This window comes from Stenotrophomonas ginsengisoli, assembly GCF_001431485.1.
In the GTDB taxonomy this organism is placed as follows: Bacteria; Pseudomonadota; Gammaproteobacteria; order Xanthomonadales; family Xanthomonadaceae; genus Stenotrophomonas; species Stenotrophomonas ginsengisoli.
Genome location: NZ_LDJM01000029.1, coordinates 1 through 19,502 on the forward strand (window position 1 = coordinate 1; position 19,502 = coordinate 19,502).

19 protein-coding genes are annotated in these 19,502 nt (G+C 68.2%); 9 read left to right on the top strand and 10 right to left on the bottom strand.

Translation table 11 applies throughout. The annotated features are described in order from the left end of the window. Nucleotides 1-174: 174 nt before the first annotated feature. From hemF to ABB30_RS11370, 4 genes are read right to left on the bottom strand one after another with little or no spacing between them, the layout of a single operon-like run. Nucleotides 175-1,074 carry an oxygen-dependent coproporphyrinogen oxidase gene (gene hemF, locus ABB30_RS11355; RefSeq protein WP_057638432.1) on the bottom strand — a complete coding sequence of 300 codons (900 nt, stop codon included), beginning with the start codon at nucleotides 1,072-1,074 and terminating at the stop codon, nucleotides 175-177. Between the two features lie 48 nt (nucleotides 1,075-1,122). Beyond that, nucleotides 1,123-1,692 carry a hypothetical protein gene (locus tag ABB30_RS11360; protein ID WP_057638433.1) on the bottom strand — a complete coding sequence of 190 codons (570 nt, stop codon included), beginning with the start codon at nucleotides 1,690-1,692 and terminating at the stop codon, nucleotides 1,123-1,125. A 13-nt stretch (nucleotides 1,693-1,705) separates the two neighbouring features. Continuing rightward, the gene (locus ABB30_RS11365; RefSeq protein WP_057638434.1) at nucleotides 1,706-2,125 is read right to left on the bottom strand and encodes an NUDIX hydrolase; all 420 of its coding nucleotides are present in this window, start codon (nucleotides 2,123-2,125) and stop codon (nucleotides 1,706-1,708) included. Next, complete coding sequence (locus ABB30_RS11370; RefSeq protein ID WP_083489849.1) at nucleotides 2,122-4,485, bottom strand: S9 family peptidase; 2,364 nt, start codon at nucleotides 4,483-4,485, stop codon at nucleotides 2,122-2,124. The genes ABB30_RS11365 and ABB30_RS11370 overlap by 4 nt, the downstream gene beginning before the upstream one ends. A gap of 145 nt (nucleotides 4,486-4,630) precedes the next feature. On the opposite strand from ABB30_RS11370, the gene ABB30_RS11375 reads away from it, so the two are divergent. Continuing rightward, the gene (locus tag ABB30_RS11375) at nucleotides 4,631-5,980 is read left to right on the top strand and encodes an AMP-binding protein (RefSeq protein WP_057638435.1); all 1,350 of its coding nucleotides are present in this window, start codon (nucleotides 4,631-4,633) and stop codon (nucleotides 5,978-5,980) included. A 52-nt stretch (nucleotides 5,981-6,032) separates the two neighbouring features. Here the strand turns inward: ABB30_RS11375 and ABB30_RS11380 are convergent, their stop codons facing one another. After that, nucleotides 6,033-7,031, bottom strand: a complete 999-nt coding sequence (locus ABB30_RS11380; protein ID WP_057638436.1) for a chorismate transformation FkbO/Hyg5 family protein — start codon at nucleotides 7,029-7,031, stop codon at nucleotides 6,033-6,035. A 174-nt stretch (nucleotides 7,032-7,205) separates the two neighbouring features. Here ABB30_RS11380 and ABB30_RS11385 point away from each other — a divergent pair, with 174 nt between their 5' ends. From ABB30_RS11385 to fabG, 8 genes are read left to right on the top strand one after another with little or no spacing between them, the layout of a single operon-like run. After that, nucleotides 7,206-7,499: a phosphopantetheine-binding protein gene (locus tag ABB30_RS11385; RefSeq protein WP_425477409.1), complete on the top strand. Its 294-nt coding sequence runs from the start codon at nucleotides 7,206-7,208 to the stop codon at nucleotides 7,497-7,499. 2 nt (nucleotides 7,500-7,501) lie between these two features. Continuing rightward, a complete protein-coding gene (locus ABB30_RS11390; protein WP_057638438.1) occupies nucleotides 7,502-8,221 on the top strand; it encodes a hypothetical protein in 720 nt (239 codons plus the stop codon). 42 nt (nucleotides 8,222-8,263) lie between these two features. Beyond that, complete coding sequence (locus ABB30_RS11395; RefSeq protein ID WP_057638439.1) at nucleotides 8,264-8,557, top strand: ApeI family dehydratase; 294 nt, start codon at nucleotides 8,264-8,266, stop codon at nucleotides 8,555-8,557. Then, nucleotides 8,550-9,518, top strand: coding sequence for a lysophospholipid acyltransferase family protein (locus tag ABB30_RS11400; protein WP_057638440.1), 969 nt, complete (start codon nucleotides 8,550-8,552; stop codon nucleotides 9,516-9,518). Before ABB30_RS11395 ends, ABB30_RS11400 begins: the two co-directional genes overlap by 8 nt. Further along, on the top strand, nucleotides 9,448-10,110 hold the full coding sequence (locus ABB30_RS11405) for a LolA-related protein (protein WP_152980717.1): 663 nt from the start codon (nucleotides 9,448-9,450) through the stop codon (nucleotides 10,108-10,110). The genes ABB30_RS11400 and ABB30_RS11405 overlap by 71 nt, the downstream gene beginning before the upstream one ends. Further along, entirely contained in the window at nucleotides 10,089-12,440 is a 2,352-nt protein-coding gene (locus ABB30_RS11410) for an MMPL family transporter (RefSeq protein ID WP_245626500.1), read from the top strand. The genes ABB30_RS11405 and ABB30_RS11410 overlap by 22 nt, the downstream gene beginning before the upstream one ends. After that, nucleotides 12,430-12,870, top strand: coding sequence for a hotdog family protein (locus ABB30_RS11415; RefSeq protein ID WP_057638441.1), 441 nt, complete (start codon nucleotides 12,430-12,432; stop codon nucleotides 12,868-12,870). The genes ABB30_RS11410 and ABB30_RS11415 overlap by 11 nt, the downstream gene beginning before the upstream one ends. 10 nt (nucleotides 12,871-12,880) lie before the next feature. Further along, a complete protein-coding gene (gene fabG, locus ABB30_RS11420; protein WP_057638442.1) occupies nucleotides 12,881-13,609 on the top strand; it encodes a 3-oxoacyl-ACP reductase FabG in 729 nt (242 codons plus the stop codon). 22 nt (nucleotides 13,610-13,631) lie between these two features. Here fabG and ABB30_RS11425 read toward each other — a convergent pair whose 3' ends face one another. From ABB30_RS11425 to ABB30_RS11445, 5 genes are read right to left on the bottom strand one after another with little or no spacing between them, the layout of a single operon-like run. Further along, nucleotides 13,632-14,903, bottom strand: a complete 1,272-nt coding sequence (locus tag ABB30_RS11425; RefSeq protein ID WP_057638443.1) for a cation:proton antiporter — start codon at nucleotides 14,901-14,903, stop codon at nucleotides 13,632-13,634. A 24-nt stretch (nucleotides 14,904-14,927) separates the two neighbouring features. After that, a complete protein-coding gene (locus ABB30_RS11430) occupies nucleotides 14,928-16,550 on the bottom strand; it encodes an NAD(P)/FAD-dependent oxidoreductase (protein ID WP_057638444.1) in 1,623 nt (540 codons plus the stop codon). Then, nucleotides 16,547-17,374, bottom strand: a complete 828-nt coding sequence (locus ABB30_RS11435; protein ID WP_057638445.1) for a glycosyltransferase family 2 protein — start codon at nucleotides 17,372-17,374, stop codon at nucleotides 16,547-16,549. The genes ABB30_RS11430 and ABB30_RS11435 overlap by 4 nt, the downstream gene beginning before the upstream one ends. Further along, entirely contained in the window at nucleotides 17,364-18,140 is a 777-nt protein-coding gene (locus ABB30_RS11440; RefSeq protein ID WP_057638492.1) for a beta-ketoacyl synthase chain length factor, read from the bottom strand. The genes ABB30_RS11435 and ABB30_RS11440 overlap by 11 nt, the downstream gene beginning before the upstream one ends. A 2-nt stretch (nucleotides 18,141-18,142) precedes the next feature. Then, nucleotides 18,143-19,354, bottom strand: coding sequence for a beta-ketoacyl-[acyl-carrier-protein] synthase family protein (locus tag ABB30_RS11445; protein ID WP_057638446.1), 1,212 nt, complete (start codon nucleotides 19,352-19,354; stop codon nucleotides 18,143-18,145). Between the last annotated feature and the right edge of the window lie 148 nt (nucleotides 19,355-19,502).

Consider the following 19,502-nt stretch of genomic DNA (forward strand, 5'->3'; position numbering starts at 1 on the left):
CAGGCAATAAAAAGCCCCGCCGACCCCCCCCTGGTCGTCGGGGCTTTTTATTGCCTGCGTCTTTGCCGGCGCACAAGTGCGGCTAAGTGAAACCTTCTGCCCAGAGCCAGATCCGGCCATGAAAAACGCCGCGCTGGGCGCGGCGTCTGCTGATGGCGTGCGGTTGGGTGGCAATCAACCCAGCCAGTCCTGCGGGACCAGGTAACGGGCCAGGCGGGCCTCGTCGCTGCCGTCGGCCGGCTGGAAGCCGTATTCCCAGCGCACCCGCGGCGGCAGGCTCATCAGGATCGACTCGCTGCGGCCACCACTCTGCAGGCCGAACAGGGTGCCGCGGTCGTAGACCAGGTTGAACTCGACGTAGCGGCCGCGGCGGTAGAGCTGGAACTCGCGTTCACGTTCACCGTAGGGCGTGTCCTTGCGGCGCGCGACGATGGGCAGATAGGCGTCCAGGAAGCCCTGGCCGACCGCCTGCAGGTAGGCAAAGTCGGTGTCGAAGTCGCCGTGCAGGTCATCGAAGAACAGCCCGCCCACGCCACGGGTCTCGTTGCGGTGCTTGAGGAAGAAGTACTCGTCACACCAGCGCTTGTGTTCGGCGTAACGGGTCGGGCCGAACGGGGCGCAGAGGTCGGCGGCGACCTGGTGCCAGTGCTGGACGTCCTCGTCGAACGGGTAGAACGGGGTCAGGTCGAAGCCGCCGCCGAACCAGGACGCCACGATCTGGCCGTCACGCTCGGCCTGGAAGTAGCGCACGTTGGCGTGGGTGGTGGGCAGGTAGGGGTTGTGCGGGTGGAAGACCAGCGACACTCCGCAGGCGCGCCAGGTGGCGCCGGCCAGCTCGGGGCGGTGGGCCGAGGCCGAGGGCGGCAGGCGGGTACCGGCCACATCGGAAAAACCGATGCCGGCCTGCTCGAACACGCCGCCGTCGCGCAGGATGCGGGTACGCCCGCCGCCACCTTCGGCCCGCTGCCACAGGTCCTCGACGAAACGGGCCTTGCCGTCGGCGGTTTCGATGGCGGCGCAGATACGGTCCTGCAGGCCGGTCAGGTAGTCGCGTACGCGTTCAAATTCGTTCATGGCGCCACTTTAGCCGATGCACGGCCATTGGCCAGTAGGCGTTGCCGATCAGCCGAACAGGGCGCGCATATCGGCCTTGCGGTAACGCTGTGCGAGCCAGACATGGATGGCCGACAGGGCCAGGATCGGCAGTGAGGAGCTGACCCAGAGCATGATCCGGGTATCACGCAGCTCGCTTTTGATCTGGGCCAGATCGTCCTGGCTGCTGAACTCGCTGCTCTGCGCCAGCAGCATGTCGAGCATGCCCATCAGCAGGCGGTCCAGCAGCGGCACGGCGGCCAGGTTCAACAGTGCGGTAAGCAGCAGCAGGACGATGAAGCCGCGCCGGGCCCAGTTGCGCCCACGCAGCATGCCGGCGGCAATGGCCAGGCAGGGAATGCAGCTGAGCAGCTGCAGTGCGCTCAGGCCGGTGGCATGGGCGGCAATCCAGCCCAGCAGGCCGCTGGGCACCAGGTTGTAGGTGGCAAACCAGCTGCGCACATCCCAGGCTTCCAGCGCCAGTACCCCGACCAGCTGGAACACGCTCCAGACCAGGGTCAGCACGCTCAGCACCAGCAGGGTCCAGGCACAGATGCGGTTCAATTGCCCGGCCTGGGCGGAGTGGGTGAGCAGGGACATGGGCGATCCGGAATCAGGCCAGGCCGAGGACGGCGCGGGCGGCGGGCAGGATGTGCTGGCGGCTCAGCGGCGCCAAGGGGAAACCGGCTGGCGGGTCGATCGCAATCCAGGCCAGTTCGGCAATCTCGGCGGCGGCCAGCGGCATGCCGGTCACGCTGACCATGAAGGCTTCACCGCTGACGGTGAAGCCTGGCTCGTTGACCGCGCCGGCCTGGAATTCTCCCAGCCGGCGCGCACTGCCGGCATCCAGCGCCACGCCCAGTTCCTCGTCCAGCTCGCGGGCCAGGGTGGTCAGCGAATCCTCGCCGGCGGCACGCTTGCCACCGGGTTGGATGAAGGTGGACGAGCCGTGTTTGCGCACGACCAGCACCCGCTGTTGGTCATCAAGGATGACCGCGGCCACGGTGCGGATCGTGCGCGTGGTCTGGCTCACGGCTTCAGGGTCTGCTCGAACAGCTTGTGGATGCGGCGGTACTGGTCATACCAGGAGTCGGCACGGGTATAGCCGTGGCGCTCCAGCGGGTAGGCGGTCATGTACCAGTTGTCCTTGCGCAGCTCGATCAGGCGCTGGCTCAGGTTGACCGAGTCCTGGAAGAACACGTTGTCATCCATCATGCCGTGGCCGATGAACAGGTTGTCCTGCAGACCTTCGGCGTACCAGATCGGCGAGGAGGTGCGGTAGGCCTGCGGGTCGATTTCCGGGGTGTTGAGGATGTTGGAGGTGTAGGCGTGGTTGTACTGCATCCAGTCGCCGACCGGACGCAGGGCGGCGCCGGCCTTGAACGCACCCGGGGCACGGAACAGGGCCATGAAGGTCATGAAGCCGCCGTAGGAGCCGCCGTAGATGCCGGCCCGCTCGCGGTCACCCTGCTTGTTTTCCACCAGCCAGTCCAGGCCGTCCAGATAGTCTTCCAGCTCCGGGTGGCCCATGTTGCGGTAGATCGCGGTACGCCAGTTGCGGCCATAGCCTTCGCTGGCGCGGAAGTCCATGTCCAGCACGATGTAACCCTGCTGCACCAGCAGGTTGTGGAACATCTGCTCGCGGAAGTAGTTCGGGTAGCGCGCGTGCACGTTCTGCAGGTAACCGGCGCCGTGGACGAACATCACGATCGGGTACTGCTTGCCCGGCTCCATCACTTCCGGGCCGTAGTACTTGGCCCAGACCACGCCGGCACCGTGCTTTGAGGGCACCTGCACCATCTGCGGTTCGATCCAGTTGCGGGCCTTGAATTCGGCGCTGCGGGTGTCGGTGAGCTTGAGCGCCTGGCCGCCGGCGGCCGGGACCACGGCAATCTGCGGCGGGATATAGCTGTCAGACCAGCGCACCAGGACCTGCTCGCCATTGGGCGAGAGGCTGAAATCCTCGACCCCGTCCAGCGCGGTCACTTCGCGCACGGCACCGCCGTTGACGGAGACATTGCAGACCTCGTAATCCCCCGGCCAGGCCTGGTTGCACAGGAAGTAGAAGCTGCTTCCATCGTGGGACAGCACCGGCATCGAGGCTTCCCAGTTGCCGCCGGTCAGGGCCTTGGGGCGGGCGTTGCCGGCCTGGGTGTACAGGTGCGAGTAGCCGGACTGCTCGGACAGCATCCACAGCGTGCGGCCATCGGCCAGCCAGCCGAAATCGTTGTAGTTCCAGTTGATCCAGGCTGGATCGGTCAGGCGGTGGCGTGGAGACAGGGTGTCGCTGCCCGGGGTCAGGGTGGCGATCCAGCGGTCCTTGTTGTCCACCGAGCGCAGCATCACGGCGGCCTGGCTGCCATCGGCGTTCCAGACCATCGACGGGGCGCCGAAGCCGGCACCGACCTGGACATCACGGTTGCCCTTCAGTGCGTCCTTGCCGGCGGCCTTGCGCAGTTCGGCCAGCGGGTCGCTGGCGATGCCGGGCAGGGCGTCGAGGCTGACCTTGCTGGCCTTGCCACTGGCCAGGTCCACCTGCCACAGGGTCTGCGGGGCCGGGTCGTTGCGGCCGACACGGGTGCGCACGTTTTCAAATTCCTCGTAACCGGATTCGGTCACGTACAGCGGCATCTTGCCGCCCTGGCCGGTCTCGGCCTTCTTGCTGCGGGTGGAGACCAGCAGGTGGTTGGCATCGGGCGACAGGGCGCTGTCCACGATCACCACGTCATCGCCGAGGTAGACCGGCGCGGCCGCGCGGGTGGGGTCGGTGGCCCGCCACTGCTCGGCCTGCTCACGCAGCGCGTCGCGCTGCTCGCGGTCGCGGCGCAGGGTCTGCAGGGTGGCCATCTGCTGCTCGCGCAGGCCATCGGCCGCCGGTGCGGCATTGGGGTCCTTTTCCGCACGCAGGTTGGCCACCTGGCGGGTGCCGGCGGCCTGGGTCCAGTGGAACCAGGTGTGGTTGACGTGCCAGATCACCCCACCGTTGTGCGAGAAGCCCAGGCCGCGCGCGCGCTCGTTGCCGTGGCTGAGCTGGGTCAGGCTGCCGTTGCGCAGGTCGCGCAGGAACACGTTGCCATCGCGGACAAAAACGGCCTGGGTGTTGCTGGCGTTGTGGATGCGGCTGGCGGTATCCAGGTCGCCACGGGCGGCGCCCTCGATCCGGCTGGCCGGGCCGCCGCTGCTGGCGATCTGGAAGGTGTCGCGCACCGGGCTGGCATCACGCTTCTGGGTGTACTGCACCTGCTGGCCATTCCAGCTCCACCAGGCCGATTCGACCGGGTTGCCGATCCAGTCCGGCTCGGCCATCGCCTGTTCCAGGGTGATCGGGGTCGGGGCCGCCTGGGCGGCGCTGCCCAGGGCCAGCAGCAGGGACAGGGACAACAGTCGGGTCATGATGGTTTCCAGCAAGTTGATCCGTTCAAGCGTAGCAGCCTGCTGCCGTCCAGGGCCGGGCCACAGGTCATGGGCAGGCCCAGCGCCTACAATGGAGCCCCGCCGGGCGGCTTGCCCGCCTCTGTCGCTTTGCCGGTCTGTTGCCATGCCTGCTGCTGTTGCTGCCTCTTCCGCTGTTGCCTACCCGCTGCTGGCCGGGCCGTTGACCCGCCTGCTGGCGCTGGACGGTGAGCGCCGGATCGATGTAGCCGGGTTCCTGCGCCATGTGCACGGGGTGGCCGCGTGGCTACCCGAATCGGCCCATGTGGTGAACCTGTGCGAGGACCGTTACCACTTCCTGGTCCTGCTCTGCGCCGCGGCGGTGCGCGGCAAGGTGACCCTGCTGCCGCCCTCGCGTGCGCCGCAGGTGGTGGCCGACATCCAGGCCAGCCATGGTGGCTGCCCGGCCATCGGTGATCAGGCCCAGGAGGCCTGCGTTGCCGATTACCGCCTGCCCACACCGCTGCCCGAAGCGGACGGGCCGATGCCGCAGTTGCCGGCGCAGCAGCTGCTGCTGATTGGCTTCACCTCCGGCAGCACCGGCAAGCCCTCGGCCAATGCCAAGACCTGGGGCAGTTTCCAGGCCAGTACCGCGCAGAACATGGCGGCACTGCGGCCATGGTTCGGCCAGGCCAGCGCGTCGGTGGTGGCCACGGTGCCGGCCCAGCACATGTACGGCATCGAGATGTCGGTGATGCTGCCGCTGCTCGGCCCGGCCCTGGTCCATGCCGGGCGCCCGTTCTTTGCCGAGGACGTGGCCCGTGCGCTGGCCCAGGCCCCGGAACCGCGCCTGCTGGTGACCACCCCGTTGCATCTGGATGCCCTGCTGCGCTCGGGTGTGGCCATACCGTCAATGCAGGCCATCGTCACCGCCACCGCACCGTTGCCGGCCGAGCTGGCGCTGGCGGCCGAGCAGCAGCTGGGCTGTGCGGTGCAGGAAATGTTCGGTTCCACCGAGACCTGCATCATTGCCAGCCGGCGCACCGCGCACGAGTCGGCATGGACGCCCCTGCCCGGGGTGAAGCTGTTGCCGCAGCCCGATGGCACCACCGTGATGGCGCCGCACCTGGCCCAGCCGGTGGTGCTGGCCGACCTGGTCGAATGCGCTGACGATGGCCGCTTCCTGCTGCGTGGCCGGCGGGCTGACCTGCTGGAAATTGCCGGCAAGCGGGCCTCGCTGGGCGATCTGACCCGCCGCCTGCTGGCCATCGAGGGCGTGCAGGACGGGGTGATGCTGCAGCTGCCGGCCGAGCCCGGGCGTCGGGTCGGGCGCATTGCCGCCCTGGTGGTGGCACCGCAGCTGGACGAGGCAGCGCTGATGGCTGCATTGCGCCCGTTGATGGACCCGGTGTTCCTGCCGCGGCCGCTGCGTCTGGTCGGTGCGCTGCCGCGCAACGAGACCGGCAAGCTGCCGCGCGATGCCCTGCTGGCCATGCTGCAGCCCGCCGCCGGCTGAGCCGGGCAGGGCAGGCATCCGGGTCGGGCTCACTGCAGCTGCGGGATGTGGCTCAGCGGTGCCAGCCGTCGATTTCCACGTGCAGGTCGGGCCGGCAGACGCGGGCATGCAGGACCATGCGCGGCACCGCATCGGGCAGGTACTGGGGCAGGGCCTGCTGGATCAGGTCCAGTTCGCTGGCGTTTTCCAGGTAGACCTTGAGCAGGCTGCTGTCGTTGAAACGGGCCGGCAGCCGGGCCTGTTGCCGACGTGCGCTGTCGATCAGGGCATCGAAGTTGGCGAAGGTTTCCTGCAGCTGGCGCAGGGTCTGGCCGGCATGCAGGCTCTGGTGGCCGACCACGCTGGCGGTGCCGGAGAGCATCAGCGGCAGTGCGGAGTTGGGCGCCGGCAGCATCGCGCGGGCGAAGCTGGGCGGCTGCGGGCCGTACTGGCGCGGATAGTTGTAGGCGCTGACCTGGCGCGGGTTCTCCACCGGCTGGCCGGGTTCGCGCGCTGCCAGCCAGTACAGCTGCAGCACGCGTACCCCGTCGATGCGGCCGATCGCCGTGGCCGCCGGCAGGCGGGCATTGTCCAGGCTGCCCCAGCCTTGGGCCCGGCCCAGGCAGAACTGGCGGTAGCGTTCCTGGTCACCATCGCCGTCGACGATGCCGTCCAGGTAGTTCCAGATCCGTAACAGGTGCGGGTAGCCATGCCGGCCCAGGCTGTCCTGCATCAGGCGGTAGGCATGGGTGGCGGCCAGGGCGATGTCGCCATCGAAATCGGCCTCGTCCACCTGCAGCACGCCCAGTTGATGGGTGCCGTCACAGGCCCAGGCCAGGCCATCGGCATCCACCCCGTGCTGTACCGGGGCCGAGCTGCGCCACACTTCCAGTACCGGGCCATCCAGCGGTTGCAGGCCGACCTGCAGCCAGCGCGGGTCATCCTGTGGGCCGGGGCGGGCGCCGGCCGCAAAGCCGATCACGGCCAGGGTATGCGGGTCGTCGAGCAGGGCCTGGCGTTGTTGCGGCGGGGCAAAACCGATCTGCAGGGTGGTCGGTGCGGCTGCCACCATCACGCCAGCACCGCCGGCAGGGCAAGGCTGGATCGATGATGCGGGCAAAGGCAGGCAACAGACATGGCGCACAGATCTAGGTAAGCAGGCTGGCATGATAGCGTGCAGGCCGTCGCGCGGTTGTTGTGCCAGTTGCACTGGCGGCGCGAATGGCTGACTGTTGCGCCCATCGTGTTGTCCTGTCGGAAACCTACTTCTATGTCTACTGCGTCGCCTGCCGAACTTGAACTTGCCCAGCTGTTGATCGAAAGCCTGAACCTGGAAGACATCCAGGCAAGCGAGATCGATCCGGAAGCCCCGCTGTTCAATGACGGCCTGGGCCTGGATTCGATCGATGCGCTGGAACTGTCGCTGGCCATCGGCAAGCGTTATGGCTTCCAGCTGCGTTCGGACAACGAGGAAAACCGCCGCATCTTCGCTTCGCTGCGCGCCCTGAGCGCCCACGTCCAAGCCAACAAGACCCTGTAAGTATGGCCAGCGCGGCGCTGCCTGACGCGCCGGTGTCGCTGCGTCTGGGCCTGGTGGTGGCCTATCCCCTGTTGTGTCACGTGGCCAGCGTGGCCGCACCGGCCACGGCCGGGTTGTGGTCGGCGCTGACCCTGGCCAGCCTGCTGTTGTGGTGCCTGCTCGATGGCCTGTGGCAACGCCGGCTGTCGGCCTGGCTGTGGCTGCTGGCCAGTGTGGCGGGGCTGGTGCTGCTGGCCGGCAGCGCCTGGGCCTGGATGCTGTTGCTGGCGCCGCCGGTGGTGTTCCCGCTGTGGGTGGCCTGGCTGTTCGCGCGCACCCTGGCGGCGCGGCGCACGCCCTTGATCGCCCGCATCGTCGATGCGGTGCATGCGCGTGCCGGCATGCCGGTGGAACCTGCCCTGCAGGGCTATGTGCGGCGTCTGACCGCGGCCTGGGCACTGGTGCTGGTGCTGCTGGCGGCCATCAACCTGGTCCTGGCCTTGTCGGTGGTGCCCGGCGGGCTGTTGTCCGGCCTGGGCCTGCAGCCGTGGTGGCCGGTCAGTGCGGTGCAGTGGTCCTGGCTGGCCAATGTGGCCAACTGGGGCCTGCTCGGTGGTTTCGGCCTGCTTGAGTACGCCTGGCGCAGCTGGCGCTTTCCGGTGCGGCCGGACCGCAACCTGTGGCACTTCGCCCGCCTGATGGCCGGCCTGGGCCCGGCCTTCTGGCGTGACCTGCTGCGCTGAAGGCCGCATCATTGCCGTACTCGTTGCCCGATCGCCGTGCCCATGCATTTTTCCATCCCTGCCGACCATCCCTGCCTGCCCGGGCACTTCCCCGGTCACCCGCTGGTTCCCGGCGTGGTGGTGCTGGAGCAGGTGATCGCCGCAGTGGCCCGCCAGCACGGCCTGCCGGCCGGGCGTCTGCGCCTGCCCCAGGTCAAGTTCCTGGCCCCGCTGTACCCGCAGCAGCGCGCCGAAGTGGTGTTGCAGGGCCAGGCACCGCGCTGGAAGTTCCAGGTGCTCGGCCCGGCCGGCACCCTGGTGCGTGGCGAACTGGTCATCGATGCCGCAGATGTCTGAGCATCCGGAGCAATGGAAGCAGCGCCCGGAAGGCGGCGGCCGCTGGCCGATCCGCCTGATCGGCTGGATCAGCCGGCACTGCCCGCGTGCATTGACCGGGCTGCTGCTGTACCCGATCACCCTGTATTTCGTGATCGTGCGCGGTGCCGAGCGCCGTGCCTCGCGTGATTACCTGGGGCGGGTGTTCGGCCGGCCTGCCACGCTGTGGCAGGTGGCGCGGCATGTGCACACCTTCGCTGCCACCATTCTGGACCGGATCTACCTGCTCGGTGGCCGTGACCGGGGCTATGCCATCGACAGCCAGGGCACCGAGGTGCTGCTGCAGGCACTGGACCAGGGCCGCGGGGCACTGCTGTTCGGGGCCCACATCGGCAGCTTCGATGCCCTGCGTGCGTTTGGCCGGCAACGCCCGGACATCAGCATCCGGGTCTTGCTGGACATCTCCCACAACCCCTCCATCAGCGAGCTGATGGCCGAGCTGGACCCACAACTGGCCGCCGGCATCATCGATGCCGGGCAGGATGGGCCGGCCATCGTGCTGGCGGTGGCCCAGGCGCTGGAACAGGGGGCCCTGGTGGCCCTGCTGGTGGACCGTGCCGGGCCTGCCGAGGCCGGCGTGCAGGCCCCGTTGCTGGGCAGCCCGGCGCGCTTTGCGGCGATGCCGTGGCTGCTGGCGGCCAGCCTGAAGGTGCCGGTGGTACTGGGTTTTGGCCTGTACACCGGCTACTGTCGCTACCGCATGGTGTTCGAGCCGTTTGCCGATACCCTGCACATCCCGCGGCGCGAACGCAGCCAGCTGCTGCCGCAGCTCATCGCCCGTTATGCCGCCCGGCTGGAACATCAGCTGCGTCAACAGCCCTACAACTGGTTCAACTTCTATGAGTTCTGGCATGACCCGGTCAACCTTCCTGCTTCCGTGGCTGAGCACGATCGCGCTGATCAGCGGCCTGCTCGGCACTGACACCGCCCGCGCCGCTGCCCCGAGCCCGGCCCGGCTGGTGGCCAGGCTGGCCCAGCCGGTGCCCAGCCAGACCCCGTTTGTCGAGGTGCGCCAGTCGCCGATGCTCAAGCAGGCCTTGCAGGTCAGCGGTACCTACCGGCGTCCGGATACGGCCACCCTGGTCCGCCAGGTGCAGCAGCCCTACCAGGAGACCTCGACCATCGCCGCCGGCCAGGTGCGGGTGCAGCGTGCAGGGCGCAGCGAGCGGGTGTTTGCGATCAGCCGTGCGCCCGAACTGGCCAGCCTGCAGGACAGTTTTGCCGCCCTGCTGGCTGGTGACCTGGCTACCCTGGAAAAAGCCTTCACCCTGCGCAGCCTGGGCAATGACGGGCAATGGCAGCTGCAGCTGACCCCGCGTGCCCCGGCCGTGGCCGCACGCCTGCGCCAGCTGGTGCTGCATGGCAGTGGCGGTGACCTGCGCTGCATCGAAACCCAGCCGGTGCAGGGCCAGGTGCAGCGCACCCTGGTCGGTGGCACCGCCCAGGCGGCGCTGGCCGAGGGCGTGGTCGATGGCCAGGCGCTGCAGGCGCTGTGCCAGGGGGCCGCGTCCTGAACCTGTCATCGACCCAGCGCACGGCGCTGGCCCTGGCCTGGCTGGCCCTGCTGGCCGTGGCCGGTTGGCTGCTGGCCAGCCAGCTGCAGGTCAGTGGTGACCTGCGCAAGTTCATGCCCGAACCCCGCACCGCCGAGCAGAAGCTGTTGATCGAGGAGCTCGGTGACGGCCCCGGCTCGCGCCTGCTGATGCTGGCCATCCACGGCGGGGATGTGCCCGTGCTGGCCGCGCAGTCGCGCCAGCTGGCCAGCCAGTTGCGTGGCGATGAACGTTTCGAATGGGTGCTCAACGGCGACAGCCCGATGGCACTGGAAGACCTGCCTGATGCGCTGCTGCCGTACCGCTACCTGCTGGCACCGGTGGCGCCGGGGCAGCTGCAGGCCGATGGCCTGCGCCAGGCCCTGGACGAGCGCGTGGCCGACCTGGCCTCACCGGTGGGGGGGCAGCTGGAGGCCTTGCTGCCGCGTGATCCGACCCTGCAGCTGCTGACCCTGCTGGAGCAGCAACCGCGCACCCCGCCGGTGATCGAAGGCGTGTGGTTCACCGAGCAGGCCGACCAGGCCCTGCTGTTGCTGCAGACCCACAGCGCAGGGTTTGATCCGTCCGGCCAGCAACAGGCGGTGGATGCGGTCAATGCGGCCTTCGCGGCGGTCAGTGCCGGCACCGGTACCCAGCTGGAGATGACCGGCCCGGGCGCCTTTGCGGTGAAGATCGGCAACCAGACCAGCCGTGAGGCCAGCACCATCGGCAGCATCGATTCGCTGGGCCTGGTGCTGTTGCTGCTGCTGGCCTACCGCGGCTGGAAATATCCTTTGTTGGGCTTCCTGCCGCTGGCCAGTGCCGGCCTGGCCGGCCTGTGTGCGGTGGCCATCGGTTTTGAAGGCGTGCACGGCATCACCATCGCCTTCGGCTTCACCCTGATCGGGGTGGTGCAGGATTACCCGATCCACTTCTTCAGCCACCAGCGCCCGGGCCTGTCGCCGTGGGCCAACGTGCGCGCCCTGTGGCCGACCCTGGGCACCGGTGTGGTGGCCACCTGCATCGCCTACCTGACCTTCCTGTTCTCCGGCGTGGACGGCCTGCGCCAGCTGTCGGTGTTCACCATCACCGCGCTGCTCACCGCGGCCCTGGCCACCCGCTACCTGTTGCCGGCCCTGGTCGACCCGGCCCGCCGTGACATGGCCGACCAGGCCTGGCTGCAGCGCCTGTGGCTGGGCATCGAGCGCCTGCCGCGTCCACGCCACAGCCTGTGGCTGCTGGCCGTGCTGGCCGTGGCGGTGAGCGCACTGGCCCCCGGCGCGTTCTGGCAGAACGACCTGTCGCGCCTGACCCCGGTGGACCCGGTCGACCTGGCCCGTGATGCGCAGCTGCGCAATGCCCTGGGCGCGGCCGATACCCGTTACCTGATCAGCGTGGATGGCACCGATGCCGAGCAGGCCCTGGCCCGCTCGCAGGCGCTGCTGCCCCTGCTGCAGGCCCAGGTCCAGCAGGGCAACCTGGTCAATTTCGACATGGCCGCGCGCTGGCTGCCCAGCGCCGCGCTGCAGCGTGAGCGCCAGGCCGCACTGCCCGAGGCTCCGGCCCTGGCTGCGGCCCTGGCCGAGGCGGTGGCGGATTCGCCGTTCCGTGCCGATGCCTTTGCCCCGTTCCTGGCCGATGTGGAACGCGCGCGTACCGCGCCACCGCTGGGCGTGGCGGATATCCAGGGCACCCCCTTGGCCGGGGCGGTGCAATCACTGCTGATCCAGCGCCCGCAGCACACGCTGGCCCTGATCACCCTGACCGGGGTCGAGCAGCCCGATGCGCTGGCCGCCGCGGTGGCCGCCCACGGCGGCACCTGGGTGGACCTGAAACAGGCCAGTGAATCGCTGGTTGCCGCCTGGCGCGTGCGGGTACTGCTGGCCCTGGGCGTGGCGATGCTGCTGCTCACCGCCACCGTGTGGCTGGCCCTGCGCGACCGGCGCCGGGTCTGGCGGGTGCTGCTGCCGATGCTGCTGACCACCCTGGTGGTGCTGGCAGTGCTGCGTGGGCTGGGCATCGAGTTGAACCTGTTCCACCTGATCGGCCTGATCCTGGCCGCCGGCCTGGGCCTGGATTACGGCCTGTTCTTCGAGCATGCCGGCGACCAGCGCGCCGCCCAGCTGCGTACCCTGCACGGCCTGCTGGTGTGCAGTGCGATGACCCTGCTGGTGTTCTGCCTGCTGGCCACCTCGTCGATCCCGGTGTTGCGGGCAATCGGCAGCACGGTGGCCCTGGGCGTAGCCTGCAATTTCTTGCTGGCCCTGCTGGTATCGCGCCATCTGCACAAGGAAGTCGCCCATGCGCATTGAACGCGAACAACTGCAACAGCTGGTGCCGCACCAGGGCAACATGTGCCTGTGGGATGCGGTGCTGGCCTGGGATAACGAGAGCATCACCCTGCAGGCCGGCAACCATACCGATCCGCGCCACCCTCTGCGTCTGGGTGATGCGCTGCATGCGGTGCACCTGTGCGAGTACGGTGCCCAGGCCATGGCCGTGCACGGCGGCCTGCTGGCCGATGGCCAGCCCAGTGCGGCCGGCATGCTGGTGGCCCTGCGCGATGTGCAGCTGCACTGCGCACGCATCGATGACCTGGACGGCCCGCTGCTTGGGCGCGCCACCTTGCTGGCCGCCGGCGCAGGCAGCCAGCAGTACCAGTTTGAAATCCACCATGGCCAGCAGTTGCTGGCCCAGGGCAGGGCGGCGGTGATGCTGCAGCTGCCCAACGCGCAAGCCTGAGGAAACGCACATGCAAAAACAACGACGCGCCCTGGTCACCGGGGGCAGTGGCGATATCGGTGGAGCGATCTGCGTGGCCCTGGCAGCGGCGGGCATGGAGGTGATCGTGCATGCCAACGGCAACCTGGCCCGGGCGCAGACGGTGGCGGATGCGATCACCGCTGCCGGCGGCCAGGCCCAGGCGCTGGCCTTTGATGTCACCGATGCACAGGCCTGCGATCAGGCCCTGGCCGCGTTGCTGGAACATGGCCCGGTGCAGGTGGTGGTCAACAATGCCGGCATTCATGATGACGCACCGATGGCCGGCCTGGACGCCGCGCGCTGGGGCCGGGTCATCGATGTCTCGCTCAACGGCTTCTTCAATGTGACCCAGCCGCTGCTGCTGCCGATGGCGCGCACGCGCTGGGGCCGGGTAGTCAATATCTCCTCGGTGGCGGCGGTGCTCGGCAACCGTGGCCAGACCAGCTATGCCGCGGCCAAGGCCGGCCTGCACGGGGCGTCCAAGTCGCTGGCCCGGGAGATGGCCAGCCGTGGCATCACCGTCAACGTGGTGGCCCCGGGGGTGATTACCGGGCAGATGGCGGCCGAGGCCTTCCCGCCGGAGATGATCAAGCAGACCGTGCCGGCCGGGCGTGCCGGCAAGCCGGAAGAAGTGGCCGCACTGGTGGCATTTTTGTGCAGCGATGCGGCCGGCTACATCAACGGCCAGGTGATCGGGATCAACGGCGGCATGGCCTGAAGGCACGGCCGGCCCCGCGCCATCAGTTTTCGTTTGCGCTGCTGCGCCGGGCAGGCTCGGCCGCTGGTTGAGGGGCAGCCGGGCGGGCAGAGAACAGGCTCAGCAGCGGGCCGGTCATCACCGTGGTGGCAATGGCCATCACCAGCAGCAGGGTAAACAGCTCCTGGCCGATCAAGCCGGCATCCAGGCCCACCTTGATGACGATCAGCTCCATCAAGGCGCGGGCATTCATCAGCGAGCCCACGGCCAATGAATCGCGCCAGCCGAAGCCACTGATGCGGGCACCGGCCGCACCACCCAGCACCTTGCCCAGCACGGCGGCGGCCATGATCAGCGCCAAGGCGCCAAGGCCCGCACCGACAAAGGCATCGCCGGTGGTATTGAGCCCGGCCAGGGCGAAGAAGATCGGCATCAGCACGATGATCGCCACATGCTCCAGCCGCTCGATCAGGCTCTTGAGCAGGCGGTCATCGCGCGGCAGGCAGGCACCGAACAGGAACGCGCCGAACACCGGGTGCAGGTGCAACCACTGGGTGGTTGCCGCGCAGGCAAACACACCGATCAGCAAGGCCGCCAGCACCATGCCCGAGGGCTGCCCATCGCCGGCGTAGCGCCGCAGCAACCAGGCAAAGGCCGGGCGCAGGGCGCCGAACACCACCGCGCACAGCACCACCAGGCCGAGCGTGGTCTTGGCAAAGCCGGCATAGCCGTCACCCGAGCCGATCAGGGCCACCACCAGGGCGAGCATGATCCAGGCAAAGACATCGGCAATGGCGGCCGCCGACAAGGACAGCTGGCCGATGCGGCTGTGGGTCATGCCGCGTTCCTTGAGGATCCGCGCCATGATCGGGAAGGCCGTTATCGACATGGCCGCAGCCATGAACAGCGCAAAGGGCCAGAAACCCACCCCTTCGGGTGCCAGGGTGGGATGCAGCCACGGGGCGATGCCGATGCCCAGCGCCATCGGCGCCAGCACGCTGAGGATGCCGACCCAGCCGGCGCTCTTGAACTGCGCCCGCACACCCTGGGGGGCGCGTAGCTCCACCCCGACGATGAACATGAAAAGCACCAGCCCCAGCATCGACAGCGATGACAGTGCCGGCAGCGAGTCGGCCGTGAACAGCTCGGCATGGAACTGCGGGAACACGCTGCCCAGGATGATCGGCCCGAGCACGATGCCGGCGGCCATCTCGCCGATCACCGGCGGTTGGCCCACATGGCGCAGCAGCAGGCCGCACAGGCGTGCGGTTGCCAGGATCACCACCAGTTGCAGCAGGAGCGGGGAGTGCGACATGCAGGCCTCGGGGCAGCGGGTCAATCAGTGGCCGTACCAGTGCGGTTGCAGCAAGGGCGGTTGTGGCGGCGCATCGCTGCCGGCCAGACAGGTGTCCAGGCCGTGGCTGTCGATATCCGGGTGATGCAGTCGCGCCGCGGCCAGCAGTTCGGCTGCCAGTCGGCCCATGTGTTGCACGTTGCCGGTGATGCGTGTGCGCAGGGCATCGTCTGGATCATTGGCATTGAGCGCCTGGTTGAGCTGGTGAAACCAATCAATGCGGTACTGGTCCAGCAGGCGCTGGTCCGGCGGCCGTGGGCTGCCATTGCACCGGCCCCAGTCGCGCAGCAGGGCCTGCATGCTCCGGTTCAGCGTGTTGGCCTGCTCCAGTGCCGGGCGCAGCCTGCCCAGCAGGGCGATGTCGGTGAGCTTGTCGGCAAAAAACAGCGGTGCCAGCACGGACCAGTAATAGGTGTAATCCCAGATCACCTTCAACGGCATCACCAGGGCATCGCCGAACAGCGGGTACTGGTCCTGGTACAGCGTCAGCGTGTTTGCGTAGAAGGAAAAGTACAGCTGCTGGTAGATGTCGGCATAGGGCGCGAAGGACTTTCCGGCCCGGTCCTTGTCGATCAGGTCGCAGATGTAGCCGTTGCTGATGGCGATGAAATCGCTGCCCGGCGAGTAGAACGGGTCAAGAAACAGCCCGGCCTCGCCGGTCAGTGCCCAGCGATCGCTCGAGAACACCTGTTTGCAGCCATAGGAAAAATGGCGCATGGACATGAAATCCTGCAGCGCATGTGCCGGGGTGTCGATCGATGCGGCTACCTGCGGCTGATGCTGGCGCAGCCAGGCCATGGCCTTTTCATGCGTGTCCATGGTTTGCAGCGGGTGCAGCCGGGCGTCGCAGACGATGCCCAGCGAGTGCGCGCCCGAGCTCAAGGGGATCAGCCAGAACCAGTAACCCGGCCCGCACATGTGGTTGGTCGAGCGCCAGCGGTCCGGCGGGGTGCAGCGTGACAGCCAGGCCGGGTCACTGCCCCATTGGTTGGGATCCACATGGCCATCCACCCGCCACCACACCGCATTGACGTCGTGGTCGTTGGGCTGTGCCAGGTCGAACTTGCGTTTGATCAGCCCGGCACGTCCACTGGCATCCACCAGCCAGCGTGCCTGGCGGGCATGGCGGGTCCTTGCGCGGACGTACTGCAGTTGATGCAGGGCGCCATCGCGGCCGATTTCCAGCTCGCGGACCACGGCGTCATCGATGAACTCCACGTCCAGCGCACGCGCCTGCTCACCGAGGAAATTTTCGAAACGGCCGCGGTCCAGCTGCCAGGACGGGGTCGGCAGTATCTGGCTGACGCCGACTTCGGTGCAGGCCGGGATATCGGACTGGCCTTCGGAGAAAAAGAAGCGGAAGCCGAACTTGCGGATCTGCGCGCTTTCTAGGTGCCCGGCAAAACCCAGGGTATGGGCGAAATAATGTGCGCCGATTTCCACCGTGGACTCGCCCACCTTGAAGGCAGCTTCGCGTACCGGATGCTTGCGGCGTTCGATCACCGTGACCTGCAGGCCCGGGTCACGTTGCTTGAGCTGGATCGCCAGGCTGAGGCCGGCCAGGCCACCACCCATGATCAGTACATCGGTGGTGGTGGTTTGGCTCATGGCAGCGGCTTTGTCCTGTCAGACAGCGGTGGCTGGGAAAATTCGCCGGAAGGATCGTCGATCACGGCCGGATGGGCTTGGACCTGACGATACACCCCGTACAGCCCGCCACGTCGTACCGCCTGCGCGACAATATGGCTGGTGATACGCCACAGGTCGCGCAAGGGGCGGAAATGGCTGCGGCGGAACTGCTGCGGGGAGCTGGCCTGCGCATAGCGCGATTCAATCGGGACCGAGACACAGCCCATGCCCAATTGGCGCGCGGCGCTGATCACGATCTGTGCCTCGAACACAAAGTCTTCGCCGGGCACATCGGTCAAGGCCATCAGCGCGGCAGGATAGAAGCGCTGGCCACTCTGGCTGTCGGCCACCTGGTAGCCGGTGCCCCAGGCGATGCCCCAGTCACCGAATTCGTTGGCCATGCGCCGCAACGGTGGCTTGGCCGCACGGTTGCGCAGGCGTGCGCCGATGATGATGTTGCCCGGGTGGCGGTTGGCGCTGGCCAGCAGGCGCGGGATGTCACTGGCGCTGTGCTGGCCGTCGCCATCCATTGTCACCACCCCGGTCACGCCCAGTGACAGCGCATGGGCAAAGCCTGTACGCAGGGCGGCGCCCTTGCCCCGGCGCTGCGCATGTCGCAGCACGGTGACCGGCAAGCCCTGCAGGCAGGCCACGGTGTCATCGGTGGAACCGTCATCGACCACGATCACGGTGTCGCATTGCTGCAGGCACTCGCTTACCACCTCGGTGATGCGCAGCGCCTCGTTCAAGGCCGGGATCAACACCGCCACGGTGTCACGCCGGATCGGCAACTCAGGCTGCATGGTCGATCCCGACATGCAGGCTGTGGGCCGGGCCGGCTGCCAGCTGCAACTGGGTCTGGCCGCTGGCCAGGGCATCGAACAGGGCCAGCATCGCCGCGCCGGCATTGGCCTGGACACGCTGCTGCAGCGGGCCGGGTTGGGCCGGGTTGTCGGTCGGGCCCCATTGCACCTGCAGTGACGGCCCCGGGCCGTCGCGACCCAGCACCAGGGCGGTGCCAAGCAGCCCGGCGCTGGGCGCCTGGGTGGCCAGCGGGCCACTGGCTGCGCCGTCATAGCTGACCAGCAATACCTGCTGCGCGCCGTCAGCCAGCTGCACCAGCGCCTCGAGCAGGCCCTGGGCAAAACTCCAGGGACCGGCGCTCAGGGCGGTGGCCGGGGTGTGGGCACCGGCACCGATGGTCCAGTAACCGGCCGCCGCGTTGTGCACCGAGTTGTGGAAACGGGTCGGCGAGAGGCTGGCCGGGTCCTCGGCCAGGGTGCGGCACATGTAATCGGTGATGCCCAGTTCGCCATGGCATGAGGCAAATACCGAGGGCAGTTGCGCAGGGTCCACGCCGGCGGCATTGCATGCGGCCAGTGCCACATCCAGGGCCACGGCCACCGTATCCGGGGCACGGCGGCGCTCGTTGGCGGCCAGCAGCTGCGGGCTGGGGCGGCGTGCCGGTTCTGCCGGCAGCTGGCCGTCGGCCACGTACTGGCAGGCCGCCTGCCAGCTGTCCAGGCCATCGCTCCAGTAGGCGATGCCGTTGATGCGTGCGTGCAGAATGCTCATGCGGCCACCCCACGGGCGAACAGCAGCGAGCAGTTGTTGCCGCCAAAACCGAAGGAGTTGTTCATTGCGTACTGGATATCGGCCTGGGCCGGTTCAAAGCGGATCTGCGGCCCGCAGGCCGGATCGGGCTGGCTGGAGTTGAGGGTGCCGGGCAGAAGGCCGTGTTCCAGGGCGAGCAGGGCAATGACCGATTCGACGATCCCGGCCGCGCCCAGGGTGTGGCCGGTCCAGCCTTTGGTCGAGCTGGCATGCAGGCCGGCCGGGAACAGGGCGGCCACGGCGGCAGCCTCGATGCTGTCGTTGGCCGGGGTCGAGGTGCCATGCAGGTTGAGGTAGCCGACCAGGTCGGCGCCGATGCCGCCGCGTTGCAGTGCCTGCTGCATGGCCAGCTGCGCCCCCAGGCCCTGCGGGTGCGGTGCGGACATGTGGTGGGCATCGCTGGATTCGCCATAGCCACGCAACTGCAGGCCATCGCTGCCGGGTGCGGCGCGTTCGAGCAGGGCATAGCCACCGGCTTCGCCCAGCGACAGGCCGACACGGCGCGCATCGAAGGGCATGCACGGCTGTGGTGAGACCAGCTGCAGCGAATTGAAGCCGTAGATCACGCTGCCGCACAGGGTGTCCACGCCACCGACCAGGGCGGCATCGACCAGCCCGGCGTTGATCAGGCGTGCGGCCTGGGCAAACACCTTGGCACTGGAGGAGCAGGCGGTGGCCACGGTCAGGCAGGGCCCGGACAGGCCGGTGGCCGCCTGCACGAAGGCGCCCAGCGAATGCGGGGTATGGATCACCGGGCGGGCCAGCTCTAGCGGGAACCGGCCGTCATCGAGCTGGCGGTAGGCCAGCTCGGTTTCACCGATGCTGGAGGTGGAGGTGCCCATCACCACGGCGATGCGGTCATTGCCGTAACGCGCGCTGGCGGCCTGCAGCGCTGCGGGCAGGCCGTCCTGCTGCAGGGCCAGCCAGGCCAGGCGGTTGTTGCGTGATTCCCACTGCTGCAGGTGGGCCGGCAGGGCCGCGCCTTCCAGGCCATCGACGCGGCCGATCCAGCACGGTAGTGGTTGCTGGCCCAGGTCATTGCTGCGCAGCCCGCTGCGTTGCTTGCGCAGGGCATCGAGCAGGGCCTTGCGGCCGTGTCCCACCGCACTGGTGGCGGTATGAGCGGTTACCGCCAGTGGGGGGAGGAGGGCGCAGTCGGCTGCAGTCACGGCGGTACTCGACAATTATGTGGGGGCGATTATATCGGTCTGCCTGTGTAGTCACGGTCGCAGGGGTTGATCCTGAATGGCGACGTGGCTTTAACCGGGTGACACTTTGCGACACAATCATTTTTCCTGATCACCACACCGCGTTCTG

Coding starts and splice junctions, on each gene's coding strand:
- hemF (WP_057638432.1), bottom strand. CDS start 1,074: ATGAACGAATTTGAACGCGTACGCGACTACCTGACCGGCCTGCAGGAC.
- ABB30_RS11360 (WP_057638433.1), bottom strand. CDS start 1,692: ATGTCCCTGCTCACCCACTCCGCCCAGGCCGGGCAATTGAACCGCATC.
- ABB30_RS11370 (WP_083489849.1), bottom strand. CDS start 4,485: ATGACCCGACTGTTGTCCCTGTCCCTGCTGCTGGCCCTGGGCAGCGCC.
- ABB30_RS11375 (WP_057638435.1), top strand. CDS start 4,631: ATGCCTGCTGCTGTTGCTGCCTCTTCCGCTGTTGCCTACCCGCTGCTG.
- ABB30_RS11380 (WP_057638436.1), bottom strand. CDS start 7,031: ATGGTGGCAGCCGCACCGACCACCCTGCAGATCGGTTTTGCCCCGCCG.
- ABB30_RS11390 (WP_057638438.1), top strand. CDS start 7,502: ATGGCCAGCGCGGCGCTGCCTGACGCGCCGGTGTCGCTGCGTCTGGGC.
- ABB30_RS11395 (WP_057638439.1), top strand. CDS start 8,264: ATGCATTTTTCCATCCCTGCCGACCATCCCTGCCTGCCCGGGCACTTC.
- ABB30_RS11400 (WP_057638440.1), top strand. CDS start 8,550: ATGTCTGAGCATCCGGAGCAATGGAAGCAGCGCCCGGAAGGCGGCGGC.
- ABB30_RS11405 (WP_152980717.1), top strand. CDS start 9,448: ATGACCCGGTCAACCTTCCTGCTTCCGTGGCTGAGCACGATCGCGCTG.
- ABB30_RS11415 (WP_057638441.1), top strand. CDS start 12,430: ATGCGCATTGAACGCGAACAACTGCAACAGCTGGTGCCGCACCAGGGC.
- fabG (WP_057638442.1), top strand. CDS start 12,881: ATGCAAAAACAACGACGCGCCCTGGTCACCGGGGGCAGTGGCGATATC.
- ABB30_RS11425 (WP_057638443.1), bottom strand. CDS start 14,903: ATGTCGCACTCCCCGCTCCTGCTGCAACTGGTGGTGATCCTGGCAACC.
- ABB30_RS11430 (WP_057638444.1), bottom strand. CDS start 16,550: ATGAGCCAAACCACCACCACCGATGTACTGATCATGGGTGGTGGCCTG.
- ABB30_RS11435 (WP_057638445.1), bottom strand. CDS start 17,374: ATGCAGCCTGAGTTGCCGATCCGGCGTGACACCGTGGCGGTGTTGATC.